Source organism: Caulobacter sp. FWC26 (assembly GCF_002742645.2).
Lineage (GTDB): Bacteria > Pseudomonadota > Alphaproteobacteria > Caulobacterales > Caulobacteraceae > Caulobacter.
The window spans coordinates 585,396-611,136 of sequence record NZ_CP033875.1 but is presented as its reverse complement, the minus strand read 5'-3'; the positions used below and the strand labels follow the sequence as shown (position 1 = coordinate 611,136).

Annotated in this window: 27 protein-coding genes; 15 read left to right on the top strand and 12 right to left on the bottom strand. The window is 66.2% G+C overall.

What is annotated here, in order from left to right; genetic code table 11:
- Positions 1–23: 23 nt before the first annotated feature.
- The 4 genes from rpoB to CSW63_RS04520 all read right to left on the bottom strand — a co-directional run bounded on the left by rpoB (position 24) and on the right by CSW63_RS04520 (position 6,222).
- Entirely contained in the window at positions 24–4,094 is a 4,071-nt protein-coding gene (gene rpoB / locus CSW63_RS04535; protein WP_062096325.1) for a DNA-directed RNA polymerase subunit beta, read from the bottom strand.
- Positions 4,095–4,417: 323 nt separating this feature from the next.
- A complete protein-coding gene (locus CSW63_RS04530) occupies positions 4,418–4,822 on the bottom strand; it encodes a hypothetical protein (protein ID WP_062096326.1) in 405 nt (134 codons plus the stop codon).
- Positions 4,823–4,947: 125 nt separating this feature from the next.
- Positions 4,948–5,106, bottom strand: coding sequence for a hypothetical protein (locus CSW63_RS04525; protein ID WP_062096328.1), 159 nt, complete (start codon positions 5,104–5,106; stop codon positions 4,948–4,950).
- Positions 5,107–5,190: 84 nt separating this feature from the next.
- Positions 5,191–6,222, bottom strand: a complete 1,032-nt coding sequence (locus CSW63_RS04520) for a YCF48-related protein (RefSeq protein WP_062096330.1) — start codon at positions 6,220–6,222, stop codon at positions 5,191–5,193.
- Between the two features lie 214 nt (positions 6,223–6,436).
- Here CSW63_RS04520 and CSW63_RS04515 point away from each other — a divergent pair, with 214 nt between their 5' ends.
- Entirely contained in the window at positions 6,437–7,531 is a 1,095-nt protein-coding gene (locus CSW63_RS04515) for a sensor histidine kinase (RefSeq protein ID WP_082749503.1), read from the top strand.
- A 184-nt stretch (positions 7,532–7,715) separates the two neighbouring features.
- Here the strand turns inward: CSW63_RS04515 and rplL are convergent, their stop codons facing one another.
- The 6 genes from rplL to CSW63_RS04485 form a co-directional block, all read right to left on the bottom strand.
- Complete coding sequence (gene rplL, locus CSW63_RS04510; protein ID WP_062096334.1) at positions 7,716–8,099, bottom strand: 50S ribosomal protein L7/L12; 384 nt, start codon at positions 8,097–8,099, stop codon at positions 7,716–7,718.
- A gap of 45 nt (positions 8,100–8,144) precedes the next feature.
- Entirely contained in the window at positions 8,145–8,663 is a 519-nt protein-coding gene (rplJ, locus tag CSW63_RS04505) for a 50S ribosomal protein L10 (RefSeq protein ID WP_062096335.1), read from the bottom strand.
- A 332-nt stretch (positions 8,664–8,995) separates the two neighbouring features.
- Entirely contained in the window at positions 8,996–9,532 is a 537-nt protein-coding gene (locus CSW63_RS04500; RefSeq protein WP_062096413.1) for a hypothetical protein, read from the bottom strand.
- Between the two features lie 67 nt (positions 9,533–9,599).
- Complete coding sequence (gene proC / locus CSW63_RS04495) at positions 9,600–10,382, bottom strand: pyrroline-5-carboxylate reductase (RefSeq protein ID WP_062096337.1); 783 nt, start codon at positions 10,380–10,382, stop codon at positions 9,600–9,602.
- A gap of 177 nt (positions 10,383–10,559) precedes the next feature.
- Complete coding sequence (locus CSW63_RS04490; RefSeq protein ID WP_010918381.1) at positions 10,560–11,066, bottom strand: YbjN domain-containing protein; 507 nt, start codon at positions 11,064–11,066, stop codon at positions 10,560–10,562.
- A 130-nt stretch (positions 11,067–11,196) separates the two neighbouring features.
- Positions 11,197–11,454, bottom strand: coding sequence for an accessory factor UbiK family protein (locus tag CSW63_RS04485; protein ID WP_012639990.1), 258 nt, complete (start codon positions 11,452–11,454; stop codon positions 11,197–11,199).
- Positions 11,455–11,568: 114 nt separating this feature from the next.
- Here CSW63_RS04485 and lgt point away from each other — a divergent pair, with 114 nt between their 5' ends.
- The 8 genes from lgt (at position 11,569) to CSW63_RS04445 (ending at position 19,083) form a co-directional block, all read left to right on the top strand.
- A complete protein-coding gene (gene lgt / locus CSW63_RS04480) occupies positions 11,569–12,477 on the top strand; it encodes a prolipoprotein diacylglyceryl transferase (RefSeq protein ID WP_062096339.1) in 909 nt (302 codons plus the stop codon).
- Positions 12,464–13,615 carry a class I SAM-dependent methyltransferase gene (locus tag CSW63_RS04475; RefSeq protein WP_062096341.1) on the top strand — a complete coding sequence of 384 codons (1,152 nt, stop codon included), beginning with the start codon at positions 12,464–12,466 and terminating at the stop codon, positions 13,613–13,615. Before lgt ends, CSW63_RS04475 begins: the two co-directional genes overlap by 14 nt.
- A complete protein-coding gene (gene pgeF, locus CSW63_RS04470; protein ID WP_062096343.1) occupies positions 13,612–14,397 on the top strand; it encodes a peptidoglycan editing factor PgeF in 786 nt (261 codons plus the stop codon). The genes CSW63_RS04475 and pgeF overlap by 4 nt, the downstream gene beginning before the upstream one ends.
- A gap of 125 nt (positions 14,398–14,522) precedes the next feature.
- Positions 14,523–15,461, top strand: a complete 939-nt coding sequence (locus CSW63_RS04465; protein WP_062096345.1) for a ribose-phosphate pyrophosphokinase — start codon at positions 14,523–14,525, stop codon at positions 15,459–15,461.
- Positions 15,462–15,690: 229 nt separating this feature from the next.
- Positions 15,691–16,767, top strand: a complete 1,077-nt coding sequence (locus CSW63_RS04460) for a hypothetical protein (protein WP_062096347.1) — start codon at positions 15,691–15,693, stop codon at positions 16,765–16,767.
- A 156-nt stretch (positions 16,768–16,923) separates the two neighbouring features.
- On the top strand, positions 16,924–17,520 hold the full coding sequence (locus CSW63_RS04455) for a 50S ribosomal protein L25/general stress protein Ctc (protein WP_062096349.1): 597 nt from the start codon (positions 16,924–16,926) through the stop codon (positions 17,518–17,520).
- A gap of 87 nt (positions 17,521–17,607) precedes the next feature.
- Positions 17,608–18,216, top strand: coding sequence for an aminoacyl-tRNA hydrolase (gene pth / locus CSW63_RS04450; protein ID WP_062096351.1), 609 nt, complete (start codon positions 17,608–17,610; stop codon positions 18,214–18,216).
- Positions 18,217–18,333: 117 nt separating this feature from the next.
- Positions 18,334–19,083: a tetratricopeptide repeat protein gene (locus CSW63_RS04445; protein ID WP_062096353.1), complete on the top strand. Its 750-nt coding sequence runs from the start codon at positions 18,334–18,336 to the stop codon at positions 19,081–19,083.
- Positions 19,084–19,126: 43 nt separating this feature from the next.
- Here the strand turns inward: CSW63_RS04445 and CSW63_RS04440 are convergent, their stop codons facing one another.
- Positions 19,127–19,957 carry a pirin family protein gene (locus tag CSW63_RS04440; protein ID WP_062096355.1) on the bottom strand — a complete coding sequence of 277 codons (831 nt, stop codon included), beginning with the start codon at positions 19,955–19,957 and terminating at the stop codon, positions 19,127–19,129.
- Positions 19,958–20,078: 121 nt separating this feature from the next.
- Here CSW63_RS04440 and ychF point away from each other — a divergent pair, with 121 nt between their 5' ends.
- The 6 genes from ychF to CSW63_RS04410 all read left to right on the top strand — a co-directional run bounded on the left by ychF (position 20,079) and on the right by CSW63_RS04410 (position 24,818).
- Positions 20,079–21,179 (top strand): redox-regulated ATPase YchF, encoded by a 1,101-nt coding sequence (gene ychF / locus CSW63_RS04435; RefSeq protein ID WP_062096357.1) that lies wholly within the window; start codon positions 20,079–20,081, stop codon positions 21,177–21,179.
- A 122-nt stretch (positions 21,180–21,301) separates the two neighbouring features.
- The gene (locus CSW63_RS04430) at positions 21,302–21,982 is read left to right on the top strand and encodes a hypothetical protein (protein ID WP_099502829.1); all 681 of its coding nucleotides are present in this window, start codon (positions 21,302–21,304) and stop codon (positions 21,980–21,982) included.
- Between the two features lie 109 nt (positions 21,983–22,091).
- Positions 22,092–22,772: a dienelactone hydrolase family protein gene (locus tag CSW63_RS04425; RefSeq protein ID WP_062096361.1), complete on the top strand. Its 681-nt coding sequence runs from the start codon at positions 22,092–22,094 to the stop codon at positions 22,770–22,772.
- The gene (locus CSW63_RS04420; protein WP_062096363.1) at positions 22,772–23,449 is read left to right on the top strand and encodes a dienelactone hydrolase family protein; all 678 of its coding nucleotides are present in this window, start codon (positions 22,772–22,774) and stop codon (positions 23,447–23,449) included. Before CSW63_RS04425 ends, CSW63_RS04420 begins: the two co-directional genes overlap by 1 nt.
- 2 nt (positions 23,450–23,451) lie before the next feature.
- Positions 23,452–23,979 (top strand): histidine phosphatase family protein, encoded by a 528-nt coding sequence (locus tag CSW63_RS04415; protein ID WP_231737477.1) that lies wholly within the window; start codon positions 23,452–23,454, stop codon positions 23,977–23,979.
- Positions 23,980–24,044: 65 nt separating this feature from the next.
- Entirely contained in the window at positions 24,045–24,818 is a 774-nt protein-coding gene (locus CSW63_RS04410) for a hypothetical protein (RefSeq protein ID WP_062096366.1), read from the top strand.
- Positions 24,819–24,895: 77 nt separating this feature from the next.
- On the opposite strand, the gene CSW63_RS04405 is transcribed toward CSW63_RS04410, so the two are convergent.
- Complete coding sequence (locus CSW63_RS04405) at positions 24,896–25,741, bottom strand: cytochrome c1 (protein ID WP_099502831.1); 846 nt, start codon at positions 25,739–25,741, stop codon at positions 24,896–24,898.

Below are 25,741 nucleotides of genomic sequence, written 5' to 3'. Positions count from 1 at the left end.
CGGGCAGAGGAGGGAGATCCGGATCAGCTGTTCTCCAGCTCGACGTTCAGGCCGAGCGAGCGCATTTCCTTGACCAGCACGTTGAAGCTTTCCGGGATACCGGCTTCGAACGTGTCATCGCCACGGACGATCGACTCGTAGACCTTGGTCCGGCCGGCCACGTCGTCGGACTTCACCGTCAGCATTTCCTGCAGGGTGTAGGCCGCGCCGTAGGCTTCCAGAGCCCACACTTCCATTTCCCCGAAGCGCTGACCGCCGAACTGGGCCTTACCACCCAGCGGCTGTTGCGTGACCAGCGAGTACGGACCGATCGAACGGGCGTGGATCTTGTCGTCGACCAGGTGGTGCAGCTTCAGCATGTAGATGTAGCCGACCGTGACCGGACGCTTGAACTGCTCACCGGTCAGACCGTCGAACAGGATCGACTGACCCGAGCGGTTCACGCCGGCCATTTCGAGGTGGTCCTCGATATCGTCCATGCGCGCGCCGTCGAACACGGGGGTGGCGATCGGAACGCCCTTGCCCAGGTTCTTGGCCAGTTCGATCAGCTCTTCTTCGGTTTCGGGCAGCTCTTCGTCCGGGCCGTAGATGTCGCGCAGGCGGTCGATGAGCGCCTGCTTCTGACCGCCGGCCTGCCAGTCTTCCATCAGGTTGGTGATCTGCTTGCCAAGGTTGGCGCAGGCCCAGCCCAGATGGGTTTCAAAGATCTGACCGACGTTCATGCGCGACGGCACGCCCAGCGGGTTCAGAACGACGTCGACGTGCGTGCCGTCGGCGAGGAACGGCATGTCCTCGATCGGCAGGATGCGCGAGATGACGCCCTTGTTGCCGTGACGGCCGGCCATCTTGTCGCCCGGCTGCAGCTTGCGCTTCACCGCCACGAAGACCTTGACCATCTTCATGACGCCCGGAGGCAGTTCGTCGCCGCGCTGCAGCTTGTCGACCTTGTCTTCGAAACGACGGTCGAGGCGCTTGCGGTTTTCATCGAACAGACGACGCAGGCTTTCCAGTTCGCCCATCGCCTTTTCGTCTTCCAGGGCGATCTGCCACCACAGGCCCGAAGCGACCTGAGCCAGGCCTTCGGCCGTGATCTCGCCGCGCGACAGGCCCTTGGGACCCGACAGCGCGACCTTGCCGATCAGCAGTTCCTTCAGGCGGCCCGAGATGTTGCGGTTCAGGATCGCGAACTCGTCGTCGCGGTCCTTGCCCAGGCGGTCGATCTCGGCGCGTTCGATGGCGAGCGCGCGCTCGTCCTTGTCGACGCCGTGACGGTTGAAGACGCGCACGTCGACGATCGTGCCGGCGACGCCCGGGGGCAGACGCAGGGACGTGTCACGGACGTCCGAAGCCTTTTCACCGAAGATGGCGCGCAGCAGCTTTTCTTCCGGCGTCATGGGCGACTCGCCCTTCGGCGTCACCTTGCCGACCAGGATGTCGCCCGGCTGGACTTCGGCGCCGATCGCCACGATGCCGGCTTCGTCGAGGTTGCGCAGGGCTTCCTCGCCGACGTTCGGAATGTCGCGGGTGATTTCTTCCGGACCCAGCTTCGTGTCGCGGGCCATGACTTCGAATTCCTCGATGTGGATCGAGGTGAAGACGTCGTCACGGACGATGCGTTCGGAGATCAGGATCGAGTCTTCGAAGTTGTAGCCGTTCCAGGGCATGAACGCGACGAGCGCGTTGCGGCCCAGGGCCAGTTCGCCCAGCTCGGTCGACGGACCGTCGGCGATGATGTCGCCGGCGCGAATCTTGTCGCCCACCTTCACCAGCGGACGCTGGTTGATGCAGGTCGACTGGTTGGAGCGCTGGAACTTCGACATGCGATAGATGTCGACGCCCGAACGCGCGGGATCGGTCTCTTCCGTGGCGCGGATGACGATACGCGTACCGTCGATCTGCTCGACCACGCCGGTGCGCTTGGCGATCACGACGGCGCCCGAGTCACGGGCGACGACGGCTTCCATGCCGGTGCCGACCAGCGGGGCGTCCGACTGCACCAGCGGCACGGCCTGACGTTGCATGTTCGAGCCCATGAGGGCGCGGTTGGCGTCGTCGTTTTCCAGGAACGGGATCAGGGCGGCGGCCACCGACACGACTTGGCGCGGCGACACGTCCATCAAGTCGACCGTCTCCTTCTGCAGGAGGGTCGGTTCGCCGTTGATGCGGCCCGGAACCAGGTCTTCCACGATCTCGCCGCCGTCGACCTTGATGTTCGACTGGGCGATGACGTGCTTGGATTCCTCCATCGCCGACATGTAGACGACTTCGTCCTGCGGCTTGCCGTCCTTCACGCGACGGTACGGGCTCTCGATAAAGCCGTACTTGTTCACGCGGGCGTGGGTCGCCAGCGAGTTGATCAGACCGATGTTCGGACCTTCCGGCGTCTCAATCGGGCAGATCCGGCCGTAGTGGGTCGGGTGCACGTCGCGGACTTCGAAGCCGGCGCGTTCGCGGGTCAGACCACCCGGGCCGAGGGCCGACAGACGACGCTTGTGGGTGATTTCCGACAGCGGGTTCGTCTGGTCCATGAACTGCGACAGCTGCGAGGAGCCGAAGAATTCACGGACGGCGGCGGCCGCCGGCTTGGCGTTGATCAGGTCGTGCGGCATCACGGTGTCGATGTCGACGGACGACATGCGTTCCTTGATGGCGCGCTCCATGCGCAGCAGGCCGACGCGGTACTGGTTTTCCAGCAGCTCACCGACCGAGCGAACGCGACGGTTGCCCAGGTTGTCGATGTCGTCGATTTCGCCGCGACCGTCGCGCAGGCCCACCAGGACCTTCAGCACGGCCAGGACGTCTTCCTTGCGCAGGATGCGGACCTCGTCCGACACGTCCTGCTCCAGACGCATGTTCATCTTCACGCGGCCCACCGACGACAGGTCGTAGCGCTCGGCGTCGAAGAACAGCGACTTGAACATGGCCTCGGCGGCTTCCACCGTCGGCGGCTCGCCCGGACGCATGACGCGATAGATGTCGAACAGCGCGTCTTCGCGGATGGCGTTCTTGTCCACGCGCAGGGTGTTGCGCATGTAGGCGCCGACCGTGACGTGGTCGATGTCCAGCACGTCGATGGTGCTGAAGCCTTGGTCGGCCAGGGCCTGGATCGAGGTGACGTCCAGCTCGTCGCCGGCTTCGGCGTAGATTTCGCCGGTCGACATGTTGACGGCGTCACGGGCCAGGTAGCGGCCGGTCAGGGCTTCAGGCGCCAGCAGCAGGGTCTTCAGACCGCCGTCGGCGAACTTCTTGGCCTGACGCGCGGTGATCTTGGTGCCGGCCGGAGCGACTTCCTCGCCCGTGTCGGCGTCGACCAGCGGGAACTCCGGCTTCACGCCGCGCCAGCGCTCGGGCTTGTAAGGGGTCGCCCAGCCGCCCGAACGCTTCTCGAACGGGACGACGTCGTAGAACGTGGTCAGGATTTCTTCGCCGTCCATGCCCAGGGCATAGAGGAAGGTCGTGGCCGGCAGCTTACGACGGCGGTCGATGCGGACGTAGACGATGTCCTTGGCGTCGAACTCGAAGTCCAGCCACGAGCCGCGGTACGGGATCACGCGGGCGGCGAACAAGAGCTTGCCCGAGGCGTGGGTCTTGCCCTTGTCGTGGTCGAAGAACACGCCCGGCGAGCGGTGCATCTGCGAGACGATGACGCGCTCGGTGCCGTTGACGATGAAGGTGCCCTTGTCCGTCATGAGCGGGATGTCGCCCATGTAGACGTCCTGCTCCTTGATGTCCTTGACCGAGCGGGCGCCGGTTTCTTCTTCGGTTTCGAACACGATCAGGCGCAGCTTGACCTTCAGCGGCGCGGCGAAGGTCATGTCGCGCTGAATGCACTCTTCAACGTCGTACTTGGGCTCTTCGAACTCGTACGAAACGTACTCGAGCACGGCGCGTTCGTTGAAGTCCTTGATCGGGAACACCGACTTGAAGACCGCCTCGACGCCTTCGTCGCGACGCAGGCCTGGACGGGTCTCGCGCTGAAGGAACTGCTCGTAGGAGGAGCGCTGAACCTCGATGAGGTTCGGCATCTGCACAGCCTCGGGAATGCGGCCGAACGACTTCCGGATCCGCTTCTTGCCGGTGAAGGATTGCGCCATGTTGTTTCCCTGCGGCGCGGACGGAGTCCGCGCGTGAATTCGAATATCCGCTGCGTCCACCCTCGCCGCTCTCCTCACCGGAGAGCCGCGGACGCTGGAATTCCCCTGTCGGGCGACCGGGACCGGAAGCCTGACGGGCGCCCCTTCGCGCTGGTCGGAGGGCGGCTGACCGCGCCTCGGGGCGTAATACGGACGCGCGTAGGCGCTCCGCCGATGTCATCGTGAACGCGGGGATATAGGGGATGAGGCTCTAGAAGGAAAGAGGGATTCTTTTGGAAGCGTAAAGGGCTTGGGCGGGCAGGCCGACGCCCGGACCTCTCGGGTCAGACACTGAAGTCGACGAACTGCGGCACATTGACCTGACCGCCTTGGTCACCTTTGCGCTTGCCCTCTTCACGCGCGGTCTCCAAGGCGTCCTGGATCTTGCGCTGAACGGCGTCCTCCACCTGCTGGAGCGCTTTGGTTCGAGTCTCCGGCGCCATGGAGGCCAGCTTTTCCTCGGTCAATCCCAGCGACTTCATCGCCTCCTCGCGCCACTGGCGGAGCTTTTCCAGCCAGGCTTCCTTCTTGGCGTTCTTGGCAAAGGTTAGAAGGCCGTCCTTTCGAACCGCCTCGATATCGCTGGTGGGTCCGGACGCCGTGGCGCCGGACGCGCCTTCAGCCTTGTTCACGCCGCGCATCATCAACGAGGCCCAGCCCGCCGATCCGCCCACACCCGTCACCGACATCTCGCGCCCTCCACGCTTTCGCGCTCTGAGGTTGCAAAAAGCGCGCCAACGCTGGCGCGGCCTTATGGGGCGAGTTTCGGTGGTTGCGAGCAGACTTCGCTAGGAAAAGGGCGCCGGGCGGCGCCTCAAGCCTTCCGCATCGCCTTCATGACCAGCGAGGCCGCCAGCGCGATCAAGCAGACGAAGAACGCGACCTTGGTGATGGCGCCCGCCACATTGACGACGAAGCCCAGGATCCCGAACAGGATCATCAGAACAAGCAGGATGGCGGCGAGCTTCAGCATGGCGATGGAACGCGAGGAACGGACTGGGGTTCCCTCACCGGCCTCGTGACGCAACGACGTGGAGTTGCGCCCGAGCGCCCGCCGTCAAGCCCGCCATAGGCCCACAGTCCCCTTTGGACCACAAAGCACGGCCGTCTTCTTCGAGGTCAGTCGCACCGTGTTCATCGGCGCTTCAGACACCCGCTCGAAAGACGCGCCGTTTTGGCTGACGATGGTCCCGGACAGGCCCGTGGCCATCACCGTGTCGCCCAGGACAGAGATTCCCGACAGATACCCGGCCGGCGCGGCGACCGGTTCGAAAGCCAGGCGGCCCGGAGCCAGCCGCGTAAGGTTCACGCCATCAGCGCGTGGAGCCTTGTAGTCGCCGCCACAGACCCACAAGGCTCCGTCCCTGGCGAAGGCGACCGCAAACGCGCCCTTGGACGGCGCGTCGGCCAGGATCGGCGTGTCCAACGCCACGAAGACGCCGCCACCGCCGCGCGACAGATAGACCCGCGCCTTGCCTGCCCCGCCCGTGCAGAAGGCGACCTGCCCACGGCGGCCTATGGCGACGCAGCCGTTGGAGGCGGCGAAGGCTCCCTCGTTCGGCGCGGCGAGCGGCACCCCCTCGGGCTTCAGTCGCGTCCACGTTTCGCCGCCATCGGCGGTGTAGAGCACGGTGAACCGTCCTTGCGTCGGATCACCAAGGATGTAGCCGCGCCTATGGTCGACAAAGGCGATCGAGTCCCAGAAGCCCTCGGGATCCTGGTTGGCGGCGATCCGCTTCCAGGTCTTGCCGCCGTCCTTGGTGCGCCACAGCTGTGAGGCCTCGCCCGGCCCGGCGCTCATGGCCAGCACGTGGCTGTCATCGAAGGCGTGCAACCCTCGAAAGTCGAGCCGCTCCGCGCCGACGATGCGGATCGCATCTTGCCGCTCGCTCTTGCCACGGATGATCCAGCCCTTGGAGCCCGAGGCCCAATAGGTCCCACCGCCCGTCGGCGAAAGGCCCCTCAGTTCGCTGTCGCTCGCCGAAGCGGGGATGCGAATCCCCCCGAGACTTTGGCCCGCGACGGCAGGCGCGGCGGCGCTCGAGGTCAGGGCGGCGGCGCCGGCTAGGATGACGTCTCTGCGATTCATGGAAACCCGCCTGAGGTTCGACGCCTTGGCTTCGGGCGAAACGGCGACGAGCGCAAGCGCGCCTGGGCGCAGAATGCGCGTAAGTGAACCTAAATCCAACAATCGGGCCTTGGATGTGTTAGGGTTGTGGTGATCGAGGCCTTCGCGCGCCTCATCGACCGCCCCGGGCATGGCTTTCGCTTCGCGAGCCTCCGGTCCGCTGAAAGGGCCGCAAGTGCCCGACCGCCTTTTATCCCACCCTGACGCCCCGGGCCTGAGCCTGGCCATGGCCATGATCACCGCCTCGACGACGCCGCTGCTACTGATCGACGGCCATCTGAAGGTGATCGCGGCCAGCGAGTCGTTCGAGCGCACCTTCGGCGTTGACCCCAGCCAGACCCTCGGCCGCGAGATGACGGAGATCGGGGACGGCGAATGGCGCGCGCCCCAGCTGAAGATGCTGCTGGAAAGCACCGCCGAAGGCGTTCTGATCGACGCCTACGAGATGGACCTCAAGCGTCAAGGCAAGCCCGACCGCCGCCTTGTCATCAATATCCGCAAGCTGGCCTACAGCGATCTCGACGCGGTCCGGCTCCTGGCGTCAGTCGCCGACGTCACCGAAGCCAGAGCGGCTACCAAAAAGAGCCAGGACCTGTTGCGGGCCAACACCGCCCGCAGCGACGAGCTGGCCGTCGAGAACCACGCCCTGCTGATGGAGATTCGTCATCGGGTGGCCAACAGCCTGCAGATCATCGCCGCCGTCCTGATGCAGAACGCCCGCGCCGCCCAATCGGAAGAGGCCCGCGAGAAGCTGCGCGACGCTCACGCGCGGGTGATGTCGATCGCCGACCTGCAGCAGCAGCTCGCCGGGGCGACCACGGGGGCGGTGGAGCTCCGAGCCTATCTGACCAAGCTTTGCGCCACGATTGCCGCGTCGATGATCCCCGACCCAAGCCGCCTGGCCCTGGTCGTCCTGGCCGAGGAGGCGACGATCGATGCGGGCGCCTCGATCAGTATCGGCCTGGTCGTCACCGAGCTGGTCATCAACGCGCTCAAACACGCCTTCCCCGATAAGCAGCCCGGCCGGATCATCGTCGACTACCGCGTCGACGGCGCCGCCTGGACGCTGTCGGTGGCCGACACCGGCGTCGGCATGGCCAAGGACGCCCCGCCAACGGCGGGCCTCGGCTCCAGCATCATCCAGGCTCTGGCCCGCCAGTTGAAAGCTCAGGTGCTGGTGACGGACACGGCACCGGGGACCATGATCTCGCTGATCCACCCGGCGCCGGACGCGGATGGAGAGGCGGTTCCCGCGCAGGAAGCGGTCTAAGCCCCTTCGCCCTGCTCTCAAGAAGGCGTCATCCCGGAAACCTCGCAGAGGCCATCCGGGCCTCAGGGGATGCGCGAACGCCGTGCGCGCCAACCCCAAAAGAAAACGGCCCCGGAGGTTTCCCTCCGAGGCCGCTTCGGCAGGTCCAAAAGGAACCCGGTTCCCGGCGAAAGCCGGGACCGAATTACTTGATTTGGATCTTGGCGCCGGCTTCCGTGAGCTTCTTCGAGATCTCTTCGGCTTGTTGCTTCGAGACGTTCTCGACGACGTTCTGCGGAGCGCCTTCGACCAGGTCCTTGGCTTCCTTCAGGCCGAGGTCCGGACGGACGCCGCGGACTTCCTTGATCACGTTGATCTTCTTGTCGCCGCCGTCGACGAGGACGACGGTGAATTCGGTTTGCTCTTCGGCGGCTTCAGCCGGAGCAGCAGCAGCGCCACCAACGGCGGCCACGGCGACCGGAGCGGCGGCCGAGACGCCCCACTTTTCTTCCAGCAGCTTCGAGAGTTCAGCGGCTTCCAGCACCGACAGGGTGGACAGTTCTTCGACCAGCTTTTCGAGCTTCGACATATGTCAGTTCCTTAGAGAGATTGGGATAGATTGCGGGGATGACCGTTACGCGGCGTCTTTGGTCGCGTAGGCGTTGAAAACGCGAGCCAGCTGGCCAGCCGGGGCCTGCAGGACGCCAGCAACCTTGGTCGCCGGAGCCTGGATGAGGCCGATGAGCTTGCCACGCAGTTCGTCCAGCGACGGCAGCGTCGCCAGAGCACGCACGCCGGCTTCGTCCAGCACGTTGGTCTGGTCCAGAACGCCACCGACGAGCTTCAGCTTGTCGTTTTCCTTGGCGAACTGCACCGCGATCTTCGCGGCCGAAACGGCGTCCGGGCCGTAGGCGATGGCGACCGGACCGGTGAAGAGCTTTTCGCCCTTGTCACCGAGCTTGCCGTCCAGAGCCTTGAGGGCCAGGGTGTTCTTCACAACCTTGATCGCGGCGCCTTCCTTGCGGAGGCGAAGACGAAGGTCGGTCATTTCCGCAACGGTCAGACCCATGTAGTGGGTCACGACGACAGCGCCGGCATCGGCGAAGACGCTTTTCAGCGACTCGATCGATTCCTGCTTTTGAGCGCGGTCCATTGCGGTCTCCTACTCAATAACAGCGGCCGGACCATTCCGGCAGCCAGATGCGAATCCCATGCGGGATAGCTCCCGCGTGCGAGTCGCATGTGCCTGTTTCAAGGAAAGTCGGCCGCGTTCCGGTCTCGGACCGTAGGGTCACGAGCAGGAAGGCTTGGCGTCTCTATCCCTGTCTCCCGACGGCGAGGAAGGGCTCTTCCTCGGTTACGGCGTTGGTGACCCCACGCCCCGTTGTTCTTAAACAGGTTCGCCAACGGACCGGAGTCCATCGGAGAAGGCGCGCCATATAGACGAAGACGGCGGAGATTTCAACAGGGGCTCGAAAGCAGCGCCTAGAACCCGGCGCCCAGCTTTCCGAGTTGCCCGGCCATCTGCTTCAGACGCTTGTCCAACTCGGCCATGGTGCGGTTCAGCGCGCCTTCGTCGTCGCGCCAGACCTGGACCACCCGCGCCCACACGGCCGTCATGGCGGTCAGGCGCGGGAGGGTGGCCTCGACGCCCGCCGCTTCCAGGATCGCGCGGGCGATACGGGGGAAGCGGGCGGTGGAGGCCAGCACGCCTTCGGACGAGGCTATGGCGATCAGCGCCGCGCGATGCGGCTCCATCGCCTCGATCCGCGCCATGGCGGCGTCGAACAGGCGATCATGGCAGGTGGAGGTTTTGGAATAGTCTACGCCGAGCGCCGCCTGATCGAACCGGGTCGACAGATGGGTGAGCACCGCCGCCTTGCTGTCAGCCAGCGCATAAAGCGCTGCAAAGGGCACGTCCGCCTTCACGGCGATGTCGCGCAGGGCGATCTGGTTCCAGGGCTTGTCGGCGGCGAGGGCCAGGGCGGCGGCGGCGGCGCGGTCGAGGATGTCGGCGGTCATGTTCAAGACATGGCCTCGCGCAGCCACAGGAACAAGACGACTCCGCCACGTTTGGGCTCCAAGCTCTCTAGCCGCCCAATTCCTTGGAGCGCGCGACGGCGGCGTCCAGCGCCTTGGGCAGAAGATCGCCAAAGCCCCCCGCGCCCATCAGCACCGAAAGCGCCGCCGCCGTCGTGCCGCCGGGTGAAGTCACTTGCTTGCGCAGCTCCGCCGGCTCCTCGCCGCTCTGCTCCATCAGGGCGGCCGCGCCGATGATGGTCGCGCGGGCCAGACGAGCGCTTTCGGCCGCATCAAGCCCCTGGGCCGCGCCCGCCGCCTCCAGCGCTTCGATGAAGGCGTAGAGATAGGCCGGGGCCGAACCCGACACGGCGGTGGCCGCGTGCATCAGGTCCTCGGTCGGCAGGATCGCCACCGCCGCGACGGGCGCGAACAGCGCCTTGGCGCGCTCAAGAGCCTCGGCGTCGTCGGCATAGAGGCTGGCCGCGCCGCGCCCGATGGCGACGGCCGTGGTCGGCATGACCCGCGCCACGCGCCGTCCTCCGAAAGCTTGCGAGATGTCGGCGGCCCGCACGCCGGCGGCGATCGACACAATCACTGCGTCCGGCGCCAGATGCGGGAGCACATCCTGGACGGCCTCGCGCCAGATCTGCGGCTTGACCGCCAAGAGCACGGTCTTGGCCGCCGACAGCGCTTCAAGCGGCGGATTCACGCGGGCGCCCGCAAAGGCGGCGGCGTCGACATGGGGATCACGGATGATGAGATCGGAGGCGTCAAACGCCCCTGCCGCCCGCCAACCCTGTATCAGGGCGCCGCCCATGCGGCCTGCGCCGAGGAGAAGGATGGGGGTCATGAGCGTTACCTCGATCTCTGTCCTTCTCCCCTTGCGGGAGAAGGTGGCCTGCGGAGCAGGTCGGATGAGGGGTTTCTCGGACTTCGCCGCAAAATGACGAGCGCTCGCCTGTACGACCCCTCATCCGTCGCTTCGCGACACCTTCTCCCGCAAGGGGATAAGGATTTGAAGCCCCAATCAGGCCTGGCCGACGGTCTCGAACATGCAAGCGGCCATCGCCTGGTCCGGCGTCTTGGCGCCCTGCAGCAGGAACTCGAAGGCCGGGAAGAAGCGGTCGGCCGCCTCCACTGCGGCGTCGATCATCGAGGCGGCCTGGGCCATGGTCGGACGCTCGCCTGACGGCAGGGCCAGGGCGTGGCGGAAGACCACCTCGCCGTCCTCGGTCCAGACCTCGAAATGGCCCAGCCAGACGCGCTGGTTAATGAGGGCCAGCAGTTCATAGGCGTTGGCGCGCTTGGACTTGGGCGCGCGCAGGTCCAGGGACAGGCACAGTTGCAGGCAGTCGGCCTCAGGGCGCCAGGCGAACCACAGCTCGTAGTCCTTCCAGTCGCCCTTCAGAGCGAAGGCCAGATCGCCGTCCTCGGTGCGGTCAAAGGTGAGGTTCTCGGCCGACAGCACGTGCTCGACCACCTCCAGGGGGTCCAGCGCCATCAGGACGTCGTCGTCTTCCGGTTGGGTGTCCATGAAAAACCTATGTCCCCGCCGGCGACGGCGGGGGTTAGCCCCGCGCTGAATCGCTCACGTACGGGGACACTAATCTGCTTCGCGGCGTTCGTCTCAACTCGCTTCACGCCTGGAGCGAGCGACGAGTCGGCTATTCGCCTGAACTCGCGGTTTTTTTGGCGGGGGCCTTCTTGGCCGCCTTCAGCGCCGCCACTTCCTCGCGCAGCGCCGCCACTTCAGCCTTCAGGGCCTCGAAATCGTCGCGGCGGATCAGGTCGAACTCCGCCGCCAGACGGTCCGCCTGGGCCCGCATCGCGGTCTTGGCTTCCTCGCCGGCCGTCTGAGCGATGCCCATGGCCGCCTGGGTCAGCTTGGCGAATTCGTCGAGGAAGGGGTTCTGGCTGTGCATCGGTAATCCATGCCCGCGAATGGGCCTTGCGCTCTTATATGGGAAACGGTGGATGAAAGCGAAGCCCGAACACTATAGGACTGCGTCGATCTGTCCCGCACGGAGCCCGAGCGCGTGATCTTTCCGAACATCGACCCCGTGGTCCACATCGGCCCCTGGGCCCTGGAATTCGGGCCTCTGGCCCTGCGCTGGTACGCCCTGGCCTACGTGGCGGGCATTCTCTTGGGCTGGCGCTACGCCATCCGCCTGACGCGGACTGCAAGCGTGTGGGGCGGCCGAACCCCGACCGCCACCGCCTTGCAGATCGATGACCTGGTCCTGTGGATCACGCTCGGCATCATTCTGGGCGGACGGCTCGGCTACATCCTCTTCTACATGCTGATGAACGACGACCAGCGCGCTTGGCTGCTCGCGCACCCGATGGACGTCTTCAAGATCTGGGAAGGCGGCATGTCGTTCCATGGCGGCTTCCTGGGCGTCTGCGCGGCGGTGATCCTGTTCGCCCGCCAGCAGAAGATCGACATGCTGAGGCTGGGCGACCTGATCGCGCCCGTCGCGCCGATCGGCATCTTCTTCGGTCGCATCGCCAACTTCATCAATGGCGAGCTGTGGGGCCGCGTCACCGACGGCCCCTTGGGGATCATCTTCTGCAACGAGACGATCAAGGCCAATCATCCGCAGCACATCTGCCCCGCCGGCCCCCTGCCCCGCCATCCCAGCCAGCTCTATGAGGCCGGCCTGGAGGGACTGGCGCTGTTCCTGATCATGGGCTTCGCCATCTATCGTCTGAAGTGGCTGCGCCGGCGCGGCGCGCTCGTGGCAACTTTCCTGCTGGGCTACGGTCTGGCGCGGCTGTCGCTGGAGAACGTGCGCAATCCAGACATCGGCATGCCTGAGTTCCCGCTGGGCCTGACCATGGGGATGATGCTGTCGATCCCGATGATCATGGCCGGCGGGTGGCTGCTATGGAAGGCGCTGAAGGAACCGATTCAGGACGAGGCCGGGGCGCGTGAGCCTGCTTGACCGCCTGAAGGCCCAGATCGCCCAGGACGGACCGATCGGCGTTCCTGAGTTCTTCACCCGCTGCCTGCACGACCCGCGCGACGGTTATTACGCCACGCGGCCGGATCTAGGGACCTCAGGGGATTTCATCACCGCGCCCCTGGTCAGCCAGATGTTCGGCGAGTTGATCGGCCTATGGGTGATCGAGACCTGGACGCGCATGGGTCGGCCCGCGCCGTTCCGTCTGGTCGAGATGGGGCCCGGCGACGGGACGTTGATGAGCGACGTGCTGCGCGTCGGGCGACTGGATTCGGCCTTCCTATCGGCCGCTGAAGTCTGGCTTGTCGAGGTTTCCGAGCCGCTGAAGGACAAGCAAGCCGCGCGGCTCGGTGACGGCCCGCGCTGGGCCTCGCGCCTCGACGAGGTTCCGGGCGGCGCGCCGACGATCCTGGTCGCCAACGAGCTTCTGGATTGCCTGCCCGCGCGTCAATTTGTCCGCACACAGACTGGATGGGCGGAGCGGGTGATCGGACTGGGCGCGGATGGCGCGCTGGCGTTTGGGTTGCGCGCCATAAATCCTCCCCCCAGAGGGGGAGGTGTCCGTGCAGCGGACGGAGGGGGAAGTCCCGTAGCCCCCGCCCCTTCCCCCTCCGGTCCTTCGGACTACCTCCCCCGCTGGGGGGAGGATTTGGAAGCAGGGAGCATCTGGGAATCCTCCCCCGCCCAGGCGGCGCTGGCCTCGGACATCGCCCATCGTCTCGTCACCGACGGCGGCGCGGCCCTGTTGATCGACTATGGCCGAGCCCACCCCGAGCCGGGTGACACGCTGCAGGCGGTGCGGAACCATCAGAAGGTCGATCCGCTGGAGACGGCAGGCCTTGCCGACCTGACGGTCTGGGCCGACTTCCCGTCGGTGGTGACGGCCGCGCGCGAAACTGGCGCGAAGGCGGGTCCGATCCTCAGCCAGGGCGCGTTTCTGGTCGCCTTGGGAATCGTCCAACGCGCCGAAGCCTTGGCCACGCGCCAACCCGATCGGGCCGACCAGATCGGAAGACAGCTTGATCGCTTGATCGGAGAGGCGCAGATGGGCGATCTGTTCAAGGTCGCGTGTCTTTGCGCGCCCGACCTTTCGCCCCCCCTCTTCGAGGACGCGACGTGAAGACACCCGTTCTGCCCACCGTCCAGTCGCCGCTGCTGTCCAGCCTGCCGGGCGTCAAGCACGCCTTCTTCACGCGCCAGGGCGGGGTCTCGAAGGGCATCTATGACAGCCTGAACGTCGGACGCGGCAGCAAGGACGAGCCCGCCGATGTGGAGGAGAACAGGGCTCGGATCGCGCGCTGGTTCGGCGGCGGGCCCGAGGATCTGAACGTCTGCTACCAGATCCATTCGACCATCGCGATCGTCGCCGACGGCTCGTGGGGCGAGGCGCGGCCCGAAGGCGACGCGGTGGTGTCCAAGACCCCCGGCGTGATCTGCGGCGCCATGGCGGCCGACTGCGCGCCGGTGCTGCTGGTCGATCCTGAAGCGCGGATCGTGGCCGCCGCCCACGCCGGCTGGCGCGGGGCGCTGGACGGCGTGGTGCAGTCGGCTGTGGACCGCATGGTCGAGCTGGGCGCCACCCCCGCCAACATGACCGGCGTTGTTGGCCCCTGCATCGGACCGAAGTCCTACGAGGTGGGCCTCGACTTCCTGCACAAGTTCGAAGCCGACTGCCCTGGCTCGGGACGGTTCTTCAAGCCGGGCGTCGCCGAGGACAAGCGCTTCTTCGACTTGCCGGCCTTCGTGCTGGACCGTCTGGCGACCGCCGGTGTGGAGCGCCGCGAGTGGGTGGGCCGCGACACCCGCGCCGAAGAGGAATGGTTCTTCTCCAACCGCCGCGCCTTCCTCAACAACGAGGGCGACTACGGCCGCCTTCTGTCGGCGATCATGCTGGAGGCGTGACGCCTGCGCCCCCCGTGAGCATTGCTCCGGGTACGGAAACGAAAAAGTCTCGCCGTTAACACTTGTGTCCGGGGCTTCGCCTGCTAGAAGGCCCGCCAACGGCGACCCCCACACCCGAGATCATCATGAAGCTGCTGTCCGGCAACTCCAACCGCCCGCTGTCCCAGGCGATCGCGGAATATCTCGACATGCCGCTGACCCGCGCCCAGGTGCGCCGGTTCGCCGACCTCGAGGTGTTCGTCACCATCGACGAGAACGTGCGGGGCGAGGACGTCTTTGTCATCCAGTCGACCAGCTATCCGGCCAACGACAACCTGATGGAGCTCCTGATCTGCATCGACGCCCTCAAGCGCGCGTCGGGCAAGCGGATCACGGCCGTGCTGCCTTACTTCGGCTACGCCCGCCAGGACCGGAAGACCGGCGGCCGCACCCCGATCTCGGCCAAGCTGGTCGCTAACCTGATCACCCGCTCCGGCGCCGACCGGGTTCTGACCATGGACCTGCACGCCGGCCAGATCCAAGGCTTCTTCGACATCCCGACCGACAACCTCTTGCCCTCGCGCCTGATGGCCGAGGACATCCGCCGTCACTACCCGATGGGCGACGACCTGATGGTCGTCTCGCCGGACGTGGGCGGCGTGGTGCGGGCCCGCGCCCTGGCCAAGCGCCTGGACGACGCCGACCTCGCCATCGTCGACAAGCGTCGCTCGGGTCCGGGCCAGTCGGAAGTCATGAACATCATCGGCGACGTCAAGGACCGTCGCTGCATCCTGTTCGACGACATCGCCGACTCGGCCGGCACGCTGTGCAACGCCGCTCAGGCCCTGATGAGCCACGGCGCCAAGTCGGTCAGCGCCTACATCACCCACGGCGTGCTTTCGGGCGCAGCCGCCGACCGCGTCGCCAATTCCGTGCTCACCGAACTGGTGGTCACCGACTCGATCGAAGCCTCGGACCCGGCCAAGGCCTGTCCGAAGATCCGCTACGTGTCGTGCGCGCCGCTCATTGGCGAAGCCATTCGCCGGATCGCCAACGAAGAGTCGGTGTCCAAGCTGTTCGACTAGGTTGTCGGCGCTTCGCCCATTCGTTACCGGCCGCGCCGTGCTGATCGCCGGCGTTGCGCGGCGGAGACCCGATTAAGGTTATTTTTCGCGTGAAGCGGCGCATTCCAAAGGGAATTCGCCTCTCGCACGGTCACGCTTGTAAAAGCTTGGTTAACGGGGCGACAGTCACAATATCGCCTGCCCAGGCTGCTAAGCGCGCCACCAGAGTCTTGATGGGGAATTTCGGATAATGCGTTCCTTCTCGCGTACGCGGGTCGTACTGACAACGACCGTCGTGGCGCTGGCCGCGCTGGTTGCGGCCTGTAGCTCGCCCCCACCGCCGCCGCCGCCGCCCGTTGTCCAAGCCCCGCCGCCGCCGCCGCCGATCACCCTCTCGGCCAGCGTGGTCGAGCGCGCCAGCGCCTTCCGGGGCTACATGGCGCGCGCCAGCCAGGTCTCGCCCACGTTCCAGAACGGCGAGCAGATCCAGACTTCGCTGAAGGTCGGAGCGTCCTACGAGGCCAGGTCGTTCATGAACGGCGCGGTGGCTTACGCCGCCGTATTGGCGCTGCAGGACCCCACCTTTGTCGCCTCGGTGCGCGAGGTCGCGGCCCACCCGACCCAACGCCAGGAGATGGTCAACAACATCTTCTCCAACCCCTCGTACGCGACCGTCTTCAAGGGTAGCGACAGCGCCGCAGGCCTGATCATCGATACGATCGGCGGCGACGGCCTGAAGGTCTTCATGGCGGGCAAGGCGGTGAAGCAGGCGGCCTACGATGTGCAGAAGGCGACCTGGTCCAAGAGCGCGGTCGTTGATCGCGACGGCCGCCTGGCGTCGGCCAAGTCGCTGTCGACCAGCCCCGCCCTCGCCGAAAGCGCGGACGTCGCGGTGCTGCAGCAAGCGTCGATGGGGGGCCAGTCTCTGGGCCTTACCCCGCGCGCCGCCGTCGCGCCCTATTCGCCGGTCGTGATCCGAGGCCTGGCCGTGGCCGCTCTCGCCGCCCTCGGCGCGGCTGGCGACAACAACCTCAGTGCGATCGACGCGCTGAGCACCGATCCCGCAACCAGCAGCTGCCTGAACATGGCCAAGCTGAACCTCTACCAGTGCCTGGCCGTCTCGAAGCCCCACTACGAGGACATCTTCTGCCTCGGCCAACACATCCTGATCGACACCGGCGCCTGCGTGATCAAGGCCGCCGGCGCCACGGTGCCGCCCGAGCCGCCCAAGGTTCTGCCGGTCAAGGAAACGATCGCCACCAAGGGCGCCGGCTCCAAATCGCGCAAGGCCAAGACGGCCGCCAAGAAGCCGGTCAAAAAGGGCTGATCTTCCTCGCTTTCCATCACGAGGGGCCGGGCGTTGCGTCGCCCGGCCCTTTTGTGTATGTAGCGCGACCCCAAAACGACCGGGCGAGCGTGGCGATCCAGCCATAGGCGCTCTGGTCCCAGAAGAGAGCATACGGCTCTCTAGAAAGACTGCACCATGAGCGAGATCATTCTGAACGTGGAAATCCGCGACGGCGCCGGCACCGGCAACGCTCGCGCCACCCGTCGCGCCGGCAAGGTCCCGGGCGTTCTGTACGGCGGCGGCAAGGCTCCCGTGAACATCGCCGTGAAGGCCAACGAATTCCGCAAGTCGCTGTACACCGGCAAGCTGTTGGGCCACCTGGTCACCCTTCAGTACGGCGAAGAAAAGCAATCGGTCATCGCTAAGGCCGTGCAATTCCACCCCGTCACCGACGAGCCCGTCCACTTCGACCTGTATCGCGTCGACGAGCACCAGTTGATCAAGATCGAAGTGCCGGTGCACTTCAAGAACCACGAAACCTCGGTCGGCCTGAAGAAGGGCGGCACGCTCGAAGTCATCCGTCACACCGTCGAACTGGCCTGCCCGGCCGACAAGATCCCCGAAGAACTGGTCATCGACCTGGCCGGTCACGACATCGGCGACGTCATCCGCATCTCGGAAGTGAAGCTGCCGGAAGGCGTGAAGCCGGCCATGGACCGCGACTTCGTGATCGCCAACGTCAAGGCTTCGTCCGCCGCTCAGTCGGACGCCGGCGACACGACGACCGCCTAAGCCTATCGGTCCTCGGATCGAAGCATATTACAGACGGGCGGACCTTGGGGTCCGCCCGTTTTCGTTTGAACTCCCGAGATCTTCGCGATGCTGATCCTCGCCGGCCTGGGCAATCCCGAGCCCAAGTACGAGAAGAACCGCCACAACGTCGGCTTCATGGCCGTCGACGCCCTCGCGCGGAAGTGGGGGACCGCCCCGTGGCGCGCGCGCTTTCAGGGCTTGGCCTGCGAGGGCCAGGTCTCCACGCCTGACGGCCCGGTCAAGCTGCTGCTGTTGAAGCCCAAGACCTTTTACAACGAAAGCGGCCGCGCGGTGGGCGAGGCGATGAAGTTCTTCAAGCTGACGCCGGCGGACGTCATCGTCTTTCATGACGAGATCGACATGGCGCCGGGCCGCTTCAGGATGAAGTCGGGCGGCGGGGCGGCCGGCAACAACGGCATCCGTTCTGTGACCAGCCAGGTCGGCGACGCCTTCCGCCGCGGCCGCATCGGCGTGGGTCATCCCGGCCACAAGGACGCGGTGATGCACTACGTGCTGGGCGACTTCCACAAGGTAGAGCACCAGTGGCTGGACCCGATGTTGGACGCCATCGCCGACGCCCTGCCCTTCGCCGCCGTCGGTGATGACGAACGCTATCAAGCCGAGGTCATGCGCCTGGCCCCCGCGCCCAAGGCCGATCCGCGCAAACCCGCCTAGGATCCTAGGGCCCCAGGCGGGCGCCTTACGCGTCCTTCAAAGCGTTCCCATCTAGACACCGTCGGCGCTCAAGCCGCCGGATTGACGACGCCCAGCCCGTGAGGGAATGACCAGCCCATGTTCTCGCTTCCGTTGCCGCTGCTGGGCCTGTCGCTGCTGTTCTCGATCGCGCTGTGCGTCCACGTCGTGCGGACCCAGCGAGAGATGTACTGGCTTTGGATCATCCTACTGTTCCAGCCGGTCGGCGGCGTGGTCTATCTCGTCGCCGTGATCCTGCCCGAACTGCTGGGAGGCCGCACCGCGCAGAAGGTGGGCGCCGCCGCGCGCCAGGCGCTCGACCCGCAACGCGAGTATCGCGAGGCGGCTAAGGCCGTGGATGACGCGCCAACGGTCGCCAATCGCGTTCGCCTGGCCGTGGCCGCGACCGAACTGGGTAGGCACGCCGAGGCCGAGCGCCTCTACGCCGAAAGCCTTACGGGCCTCTACGCCGACGACCCGCAGTTGCTACTGGGCCGCGCGAACGCCCTGATCGAGCTGAACCGCCCCGCCGAGGCGCTGCCCCTGCTCGAAAAGCTTGGAGAAACCCCGACCGCCGGCCGCACCCCACACACTCTGCTGGCGCTTGGCCGCGTCTACCAAGCGCTCGGCCGCGACGAACAGGCCGAGACGGCGCTTAGCTGGGCGGCCGATCACTATCCGGGCTTCGAGGGCATCGCCCGCTACACAGCCTTCCTGGCCCAACAGGGCCGCAGGGACGAGGCTCATGCCAAGCTGGCTGAGATCGACCGGCGCCTGTCTAAGACCCACGCCCACTTCCGCAAGGAAGCCAAGACCTGGCGCGACTTCGCGGCGGCCGCGGCGGGGTGAAGCTCCGTCCCTGCGTCGTCAGCGGCCGCCCGCACGACGCCTCTTAGAACCTTCCACGCTGGAAGTCCTCGAACGCCTGAACGAGACCCTCGCGCGTGTCCATCACGAACGGGCCGTGCCAGAACACGGGCTCGCCGATCGGACGCCCCGCCAACAGCAGCACACGCGCCTTGGTGACCGCCTCGACCCGAACCGTGTCGCCGCGTCCCAGGAAGACGCCCGACAAGGCGTCGACCGTGTCATGGGCCACACGCACCTGACCTTCATAGACCGCCAGCATGGTGTTGCGGTCATCACCGACAGGCTCTTCAAACACCGTCCCGGCCGGCAGCACGACGTCGAAATATAGGGCGTCCACCGCGCCGCCGCCGATCGGCCCCGCCGTACCGCCTTCGGTCGCGCCGGAGATCACCTTGACCGTCACGTCGCCGTCGCGGGTTTCGACCGGGATGCTGTCGGCCTCAAACTCTTGGTAGCCGGGGGCGCTCATCTTCAACTTAGCGGGCAGGTTCACCCACAGCTGGAAGCCGCGCATGCGGCCATCGGCCTGTTCGGGCATCTCGGAGTGAACGATGCCCTTGCCGGCCCGCATCCACTGGATCCCGCCCGGTCCGATCACGCCCTCGCGGCCGGTGTTATCCTTGTGACGCATCCGGCCTTCCAGCATGTAGGTCACGGTCTCGAAGCCGCGATGCGGATGGTCGGGGAAGCCGCCCAAATAGTCTGACGCCTGGTCGTTGTCGAAGCAGTCCAACATCAGGAACGGGTCGAACATCTGGGCTTCCGGGGTACCCAGCATCCGCGTCAGCCGCACCCCGGCGCCGTCTGAGGTGGGTTGGCCTTTGATGATCTTCAGGACGGGACGGACGGGCATGGCGAACTCCTGTTGCGGCTTTGATATCTGATCTGGTTGCAATTCGCGCAAGCCCCTCCCCAGGTTCGCCTTTCGCGGCCATCCGTGCTAAGCGCGCGCCAACGAAATTCACGAGAGTTCCATGGCCCTGAAAGTCGCCATCGTCGGCCTGCCCAATGTCGGCAAGTCCACCCTGTTCAACGCCCTGACCCAGACGGCGTCGGCCCAGGCCGCCAACTATCCGTTCTGCACGATCGAGCCCAACACCGGCGACGTCGCCGTGCCCGAGCCGCGCCTGAACGCGCTGGCAAAGATCGCCGGCTCCAAGGAGATCATCCCGGCCCGGATCAACTTCGTCGATGTCGCAGGCCTGGTGCGCGGCGCCTCGAAGGGTGAAGGCTTGGGCAACCAGTTCCTGGCCAATATCCGGGACTGTGACGCCGTGGCTTTCGTCGCCCGCTGCTTCGAAGACAGCGACATCACCCACGTCGAGGGCCGTATCGACCCGATCAGCGATCTCGAGATCATCGAGATGGAGCTGATGCTGGCCGACCTGGAGAGCCTGGAAAAGCGCCTGCCCAACGTCGAGAAGCGCGCAAAGAGCGGCGGCGACAAGGACATGATCCAGACCCTGCGCCTGATCAACCTGGCGCTGGAGCAGCTGCGCGCCGGTCGTCCCGCCCGCGCCGCCCAGATCGACAAGGAAGACGCCAAGGCCTGGGCCATGTTGCAGCTGCTGACCTCGCTGCCGGCCCTCTATGTCTGCAATGTCGAGGAAGCCAGCGCCGACAAGGGTAACAAGTTCTCGGACCTGGTGGCCGAACGGGCCGCCCGCGACAACGCCAAGAGCGTGGTCATCTCGGCTCAGATCGAGAGCGAGATCGCCCTGCTGGATGAAGAAGAGCGCGCCGAGTTCCTCGAGACCCTGGGGCTGGCCGAGCCGGGCCTCAACCGCCTGATTCGCGAGGCCTACAGCCTGCTGGGGCTGCAGACCTACTTCACGGTCGGTCCCAAGGAAGCCCGGGCCTGGACGATCCCCGTGGGCGCCACCGGCCCGCAGGCCGCCGGCGTCATCCACACCGACTTCGAGAAGGGCTTCATCCGCGCCGAGACCATCGCCTTCGACGACTACGTCAAGCTGGGCGGCGAGAACGGCGCCAAGGAAGCCGGCAAGATGCGCTCGGAAGGCAAGGAGTACGTCGTCAAGGACGGCGACGTGATGCACTTCCGCTTCAACGTCTGATGCGTCGCGCGGCGTCCGTGACCTAAACGGCGCCGCGCTTATGCCGGATTGATGGTTCCCCGCGAGAAGGCTCGACGCGGCAACCGGACGGTGTAACCTCGACACGTCAAGTGGAGGGCACCATGAAAAAGATCATCATCCTCGGCGTCGCCTGCGCCATGCTCGCTGGTTCCGCGTTCGGCCAGAGCCGCGCGGGCTGGCAGCCATCCGACGCCAACCGCACCGGCCCACGCGCGGTCGATCCGACCTATACCACCGGCCGCTATCGGGCGGAGCAGGAAGGGCAGCAGTTCCTCGAGCCCGGAAATCCCCTGCAGCAGAAGCGCGCTGGCGCGCTGGCGGCGGAGGCCGGCGTGAACTGTGATCTTGTCAGCGCCGGCCAGGTGAACGCCCATCGCGGTGGCGGTGAAACCTACGAGATCGCCTGCAAGAACGACTTTGGCTGGATCGTGAGCAAGGCCGGCGGCAAGGTCAACGCCTATGACTGCTACGCCTTGGCCGCTTCGGAGAAGGCGGCAAAGGGCAAGCTGGCCACCTGTCGTCTGCGCGAGAACGTCGGCTCTACGGCGGGGCTGGGCGCCCTGGCGCAAAGAGCCGGCCTGACCTGCAAGCCCGCGGATGGCGTCTATCTGGGCGGCGGCGGCACGCCGCCGATCTCGCGCTACGAGGTTCTGTGCGAAGGCGGCGCCGGCTACATCATCGACGCGCCTCAGCCCAAGTCGTCGGCCGCCATGCTCGCCATGTCCTGCGCGCGGGCCAAGGCGGCGGGCATGGGCGCTTGCGCGCTAAAACCGAAGGGCTGAGCTCGGCGGTTGAAGACCAGTAACGGCCCGCGCCCGCCGCGGGCCGTTTTTCGTTGCTCGCGCGACGCTCGGGCCGTCTAAAAGGGGCGGTCCGTTGGAAGGAGGCTCCATGGCCCAGATGATCACCCTGACCGCCGCGCATGACGGCTTTGCGTTCACCGCCCTGCATGCCGAGCCGAACGGCCCGCGCCGAGGCGGAGTCATCGTGATCCAGGAGATCTTCGGTCTGGACCACTACGTCCACGAGGACGTCGCCCGCTGGGCCGCCCGCGGCTTCGAAGTCGTGGCGCCGTCAATGTTCGACCGACAGGAGAAGGGCTTCACCGCTCTGCACGATCCGGCTGGCTTCGAGAACGGCGTCAAGCACGCCCTCGCCAACGGGCCCGACAACGCCATGGGCGACATCCAGGCGTGCGTGGACTTCCTCAAGGACCGGGGACCGGTCTTCGTGGTCGGCTACTGCTACGGCGGTACGATGACCTGGCTGGCGGCTTCGCGCTGCGAGGGGATTGCGGCGGGCGCCAGCTACTATGGCGGTCAAGTCGCTGGCATGGCCAAGTTCGCGCTGAAGGCGCCGGTGATCGTCCATCTGGGACGGAAGGACCCGCACATCCCGGCTGACGACGTGAAGGCGGCGATACAAGCCGCTCACCCTGACGTTCCCGTCTATATCTACGAAGCTAGCGGTCATGGCTTCAACAACGATGGCCGCCCGGATTCCGATCTCGCCGACGCCGAACTGGCCCGCCAGCGGACAATGGACTTCTTCGCTGCGCACGGGGCCGCGTAGTGGGGGAGCGGATCGCCCTCGCCACCTTGGACGGCGCGCCCTTCGCTGCGTATCACGCACCACCAACGGAAGCGCGGCGCGGCGGCGTCGTCATGATGCACGCGATCTGGGGCGTTACCCCGCATCTGCGTCAGTTGGCGGACAGCCTGGCCGAGCAGGGCTATGAGGTGATCGTTCCCAGTCTGATGGACGCGGCTGACGCCGACTTTCCTGTTGAAGACACCACGCCAGCGATCCTCGAAGCCCGCATGGCCATGGGCGAGCGGACCGGCTGGGGAGCTAGCACCCTGCCCCGTGTCCAGGCCTGCGTTGATGTTCTCGGTGGCCCGGTGTTTGCGCTAGGCTTCTGCTACGGCGGCACCACGGCCTGGCTGGCGGCGTGTCGCTGCGAGGGCCTCTCGGCGGTGTCGGCTTTCTACGGCGGTGACATCATCGCCTATCGCGACGAGACGCCCAAGGTTGCAACTATCCTTCACTTCGGCAAGGTCGACACGATGATCCCGCTGGCCGATGTCGAAGCGATCCGCGAGCGCCATCCGGATCTGCCGATCTATCTCTATGACGCCGGACATGCCTTCGTCGCGCCGAACGGGCATCACGCCGACAGCGCGCGGCTGTCCCTGCTACGCACGCTGCAACTGTTTCAACGGTCCGGAGGGGCCAAGGCCGAGGCTTGAGCATGATCCGTCGTCTGAGCGCCCTCGCCGTCTTCCTGCTGCTCGCCGCGAGCCCTGCCTTGGCGCAGACGGTCGTGATCGTCCGTCATGGCGAGAAGGTCTCACCCAACGGCGATCCGGATCTGTCGGAAACCGGTCTGGCTCGCGCCAACGCCCTGGCGACCGCCCTTTCCGGCGCCCGGGTCAGCCTGGTCCTGGCGACGCCGCTGAAGCGAACCCAGCAAACCGGCAGGCCGACCGCAGAGGCCCAGAGCGCGACCGTCCAGACCATCGCGCTCGACGGCGGCGTCCTGGCGCACGCTGAGCGCGTCGCCAACGCCGCGCGCAAGGCGGACAAGGACACGACGGTCCTGGTCGTCGGGCACAGCAACACCGTGGGCGAAATCGCCCGCGCGCTGGGGGACGCCGCACCGACAGTGCTGACGGATTGCGACTACGACCAGATGACGGTCATAACCCTCGGCGGGTCCAAGCCACGGACGCTGCACGCTCGCTACGGCGCGCCGACGCAAGCTTGCCCGGGAAGCTGAGGTCCTGTCACCGCTGATTATCGAAAGCGTCGCACAACGGCCAAGGCTGAGCTAGGCTCGGCGCCATGCGGTCTCGCGTTTCCGTCCTGCTGGCCTGTGTCGCTTTGCCGTTTTCCGTCGCCCACCCAGCGCACGCCGGGGAGACGCGATGCTGGTTCGAGAACGGTGCGATTGTCGCGCCCGCAGCAATCGCCGATATGGCTGGCGATTACGTGATCGATCTCTCCGCGCCGCGCACACTGCTGCATGAGACCAAGGCTCAGATGGCCGGGATCGTCACCGAGACGGTGACCCTCCCGGTCGAAATCGCCGGGCTCAAGGCGCCAGCGGTGTCGGTGACGGTGGCCGATCTTGACGATCGGGGCGCAGGCTTTGTCACACCCATAGCCGGCGTCATCGGCATGGACGTCCTTTCGGGGCACAGTATCGAGATCGACTTCGCGCAATGCAGGGTGCGTATCGACCAACCGTGGCGGGCGCGGCGACAAGTAGTGCTGCCGGTTGAAGTCGTCGAAGGACTCCCCACGATCACGGCCGCAATCAGCGACGGCCCCACAGCCCGCAGCGGCGCATTCGCGATCGACACTGGTTCGCGCGCGATGACGCGACTGTCCACGCGTGACGCCACGGTCACTGGAAAGCTGACTTCAAACGCCCGCCATAAAGCGCCGGCGCGCCTTCGCGCCTTATCGATCGCCGGCGTCCTGGCCGAGAACGTCCCGGCGACGCTTGCCGACGATCTGCCTGAAGGGGTCGTGGGAACCCTGGGAACGGGACTATGGGCGCGCCATCGGCTGCGCTTGGCGGCCGACGCCCGGACGATCGCGATCGCGCCCTGAGCACGCACCGCTGACGCGCAAAAGAAAAAGCCCGGTGTTTCCACCGGGCTTCTCCAGTCCTGGAAGACGCTAGCCGCTTAGTGCGACTCGTTGCGCCAGACCGTCTTGTAGCTGGCGTAGAGCAGGCCGCTCAGCAGCAGCAGATAGATGATCACGGCGAAGCCAGTCTGCTTGCGCTCTTCCAGCTTGGGCTCGGCGGCCCACATCAGGAAGGCCGACACGTCCTTGGCCTGCTGGTCGAGGGTCGACTTGGTGCCGTCGTCGAACGTCACCTGACCGTCCTTCAGCGGGGCGGCCATGGCGATAAAGCCGCCCGGCGGGACGTGCTCATGCGAGCCCGACCAATAGGCCGTCAGGTCACCCGGCATGTAGGGGTTGTAGTGCTGACCCGGACCGACCTTCAGGCCAGCCGGCGGATCCACGTAACCCGTCAGCAGCGAGTAGATATAGTCCGGACCGCCCGAACGGGCCTTGGCCAGCAGCGACATGTCCGGCGGCAGGGCGCCGCCGTTCGCGCCGCGGGCGGCCACTTCGTTGGCGAAGGGCGACGGGAAGCGGTCGGCGCTGGTGGCCGGACGCTTGATCGCATCACCCGTCTCAGAGTCGATGTCGGCGACCTCGTAGTCCTTGGCGATCGCCTTGACCCACGGGTTGTCGTTCGAGTTCTTGTACTTCTCGTTGTAGAACGGGCCGCCCTTGTCACCAAGGTTCCGGAAGCTGAGCAGCTTCATCGAGTGGCACGACGAGCAGACTTCCCGATAGACCTTGTAGCCGCGCTGCAGCTGGGCCTGATCGAACTTGCCGAACGGGCCTTCGAACGACCACTGGACGTCCTTCGGCGGCAGCGGGTGCCCGGCGGCGAGCGCCTGGCCGGCGAAGGCCAGACCCGCGACGGCTGCGATGATGGAGAGTTTGCGCAGCAT

What these genes read in the sequence shown, in the direction of transcription:
- CSW63_RS04410 (WP_062096366.1), top strand. Translation starts at nt 24,045, where the DNA reads ATGCGGTCTCGCGTTTCCGTCCTGCTGGCCTGTGTCGCTTTGCCGTTT.
- CSW63_RS04500 (WP_062096413.1), bottom strand. Translation starts at nt 9,532, where the DNA reads ATGACCGCCGACATCCTCGACCGCGCCGCCGCCGCCGCCCTGGCCCTC.
- CSW63_RS04440 (WP_062096355.1), bottom strand. Translation starts at nt 19,957, where the DNA reads ATGCCCGTCCGTCCCGTCCTGAAGATCATCAAAGGCCAACCCACCTCA.
- proC (WP_062096337.1), bottom strand. Translation starts at nt 10,382, where the DNA reads ATGACCCCCATCCTTCTCCTCGGCGCAGGCCGCATGGGCGGCGCCCTG.
- CSW63_RS04485 (WP_012639990.1), bottom strand. Translation starts at nt 11,454, where the DNA reads ATGCACAGCCAGAACCCCTTCCTCGACGAATTCGCCAAGCTGACCCAG.
- rpoB (WP_062096325.1), bottom strand. Translation starts at nt 4,094, where the DNA reads ATGGCGCAATCCTTCACCGGCAAGAAGCGGATCCGGAAGTCGTTCGGC.
- CSW63_RS04445 (WP_062096353.1), top strand. Translation starts at nt 18,334, where the DNA reads ATGTTCTCGCTTCCGTTGCCGCTGCTGGGCCTGTCGCTGCTGTTCTCG.
- CSW63_RS04465 (WP_062096345.1), top strand. Translation starts at nt 14,523, where the DNA reads ATGAAGCTGCTGTCCGGCAACTCCAACCGCCCGCTGTCCCAGGCGATC.
- CSW63_RS04415 (WP_231737477.1), top strand. Translation starts at nt 23,452, where the DNA reads ATGATCCGTCGTCTGAGCGCCCTCGCCGTCTTCCTGCTGCTCGCCGCG.
- CSW63_RS04455 (WP_062096349.1), top strand. Translation starts at nt 16,924, where the DNA reads ATGAGCGAGATCATTCTGAACGTGGAAATCCGCGACGGCGCCGGCACC.
- CSW63_RS04460 (WP_062096347.1), top strand. Translation starts at nt 15,691, where the DNA reads ATGCGTTCCTTCTCGCGTACGCGGGTCGTACTGACAACGACCGTCGTG.
- ychF (WP_062096357.1), top strand. Translation starts at nt 20,079, where the DNA reads ATGGCCCTGAAAGTCGCCATCGTCGGCCTGCCCAATGTCGGCAAGTCC.
- CSW63_RS04425 (WP_062096361.1), top strand. Translation starts at nt 22,092, where the DNA reads ATGGCCCAGATGATCACCCTGACCGCCGCGCATGACGGCTTTGCGTTC.
- CSW63_RS04530 (WP_062096326.1), bottom strand. Translation starts at nt 4,822, where the DNA reads ATGTCGGTGACGGGTGTGGGCGGATCGGCGGGCTGGGCCTCGTTGATG.
- CSW63_RS04525 (WP_062096328.1), bottom strand. Translation starts at nt 5,106, where the DNA reads ATGCTGAAGCTCGCCGCCATCCTGCTTGTTCTGATGATCCTGTTCGGG.
- CSW63_RS04430 (WP_099502829.1), top strand. Translation starts at nt 21,302, where the DNA reads ATGAAAAAGATCATCATCCTCGGCGTCGCCTGCGCCATGCTCGCTGGT.
- CSW63_RS04405 (WP_099502831.1), bottom strand. Translation starts at nt 25,741, where the DNA reads ATGCTGCGCAAACTCTCCATCATCGCAGCCGTCGCGGGTCTGGCCTTC.
- CSW63_RS04520 (WP_062096330.1), bottom strand. Translation starts at nt 6,222, where the DNA reads ATGAATCGCAGAGACGTCATCCTAGCCGGCGCCGCCGCCCTGACCTCG.
- rplL (WP_062096334.1), bottom strand. Translation starts at nt 8,099, where the DNA reads ATGTCGAAGCTCGAAAAGCTGGTCGAAGAACTGTCCACCCTGTCGGTG.
- rplJ (WP_062096335.1), bottom strand. Translation starts at nt 8,663, where the DNA reads ATGGACCGCGCTCAAAAGCAGGAATCGATCGAGTCGCTGAAAAGCGTC.
- CSW63_RS04490 (WP_010918381.1), bottom strand. Translation starts at nt 11,066, where the DNA reads ATGGACACCCAACCGGAAGACGACGACGTCCTGATGGCGCTGGACCCC.
- pth (WP_062096351.1), top strand. Translation starts at nt 17,608, where the DNA reads ATGCTGATCCTCGCCGGCCTGGGCAATCCCGAGCCCAAGTACGAGAAG.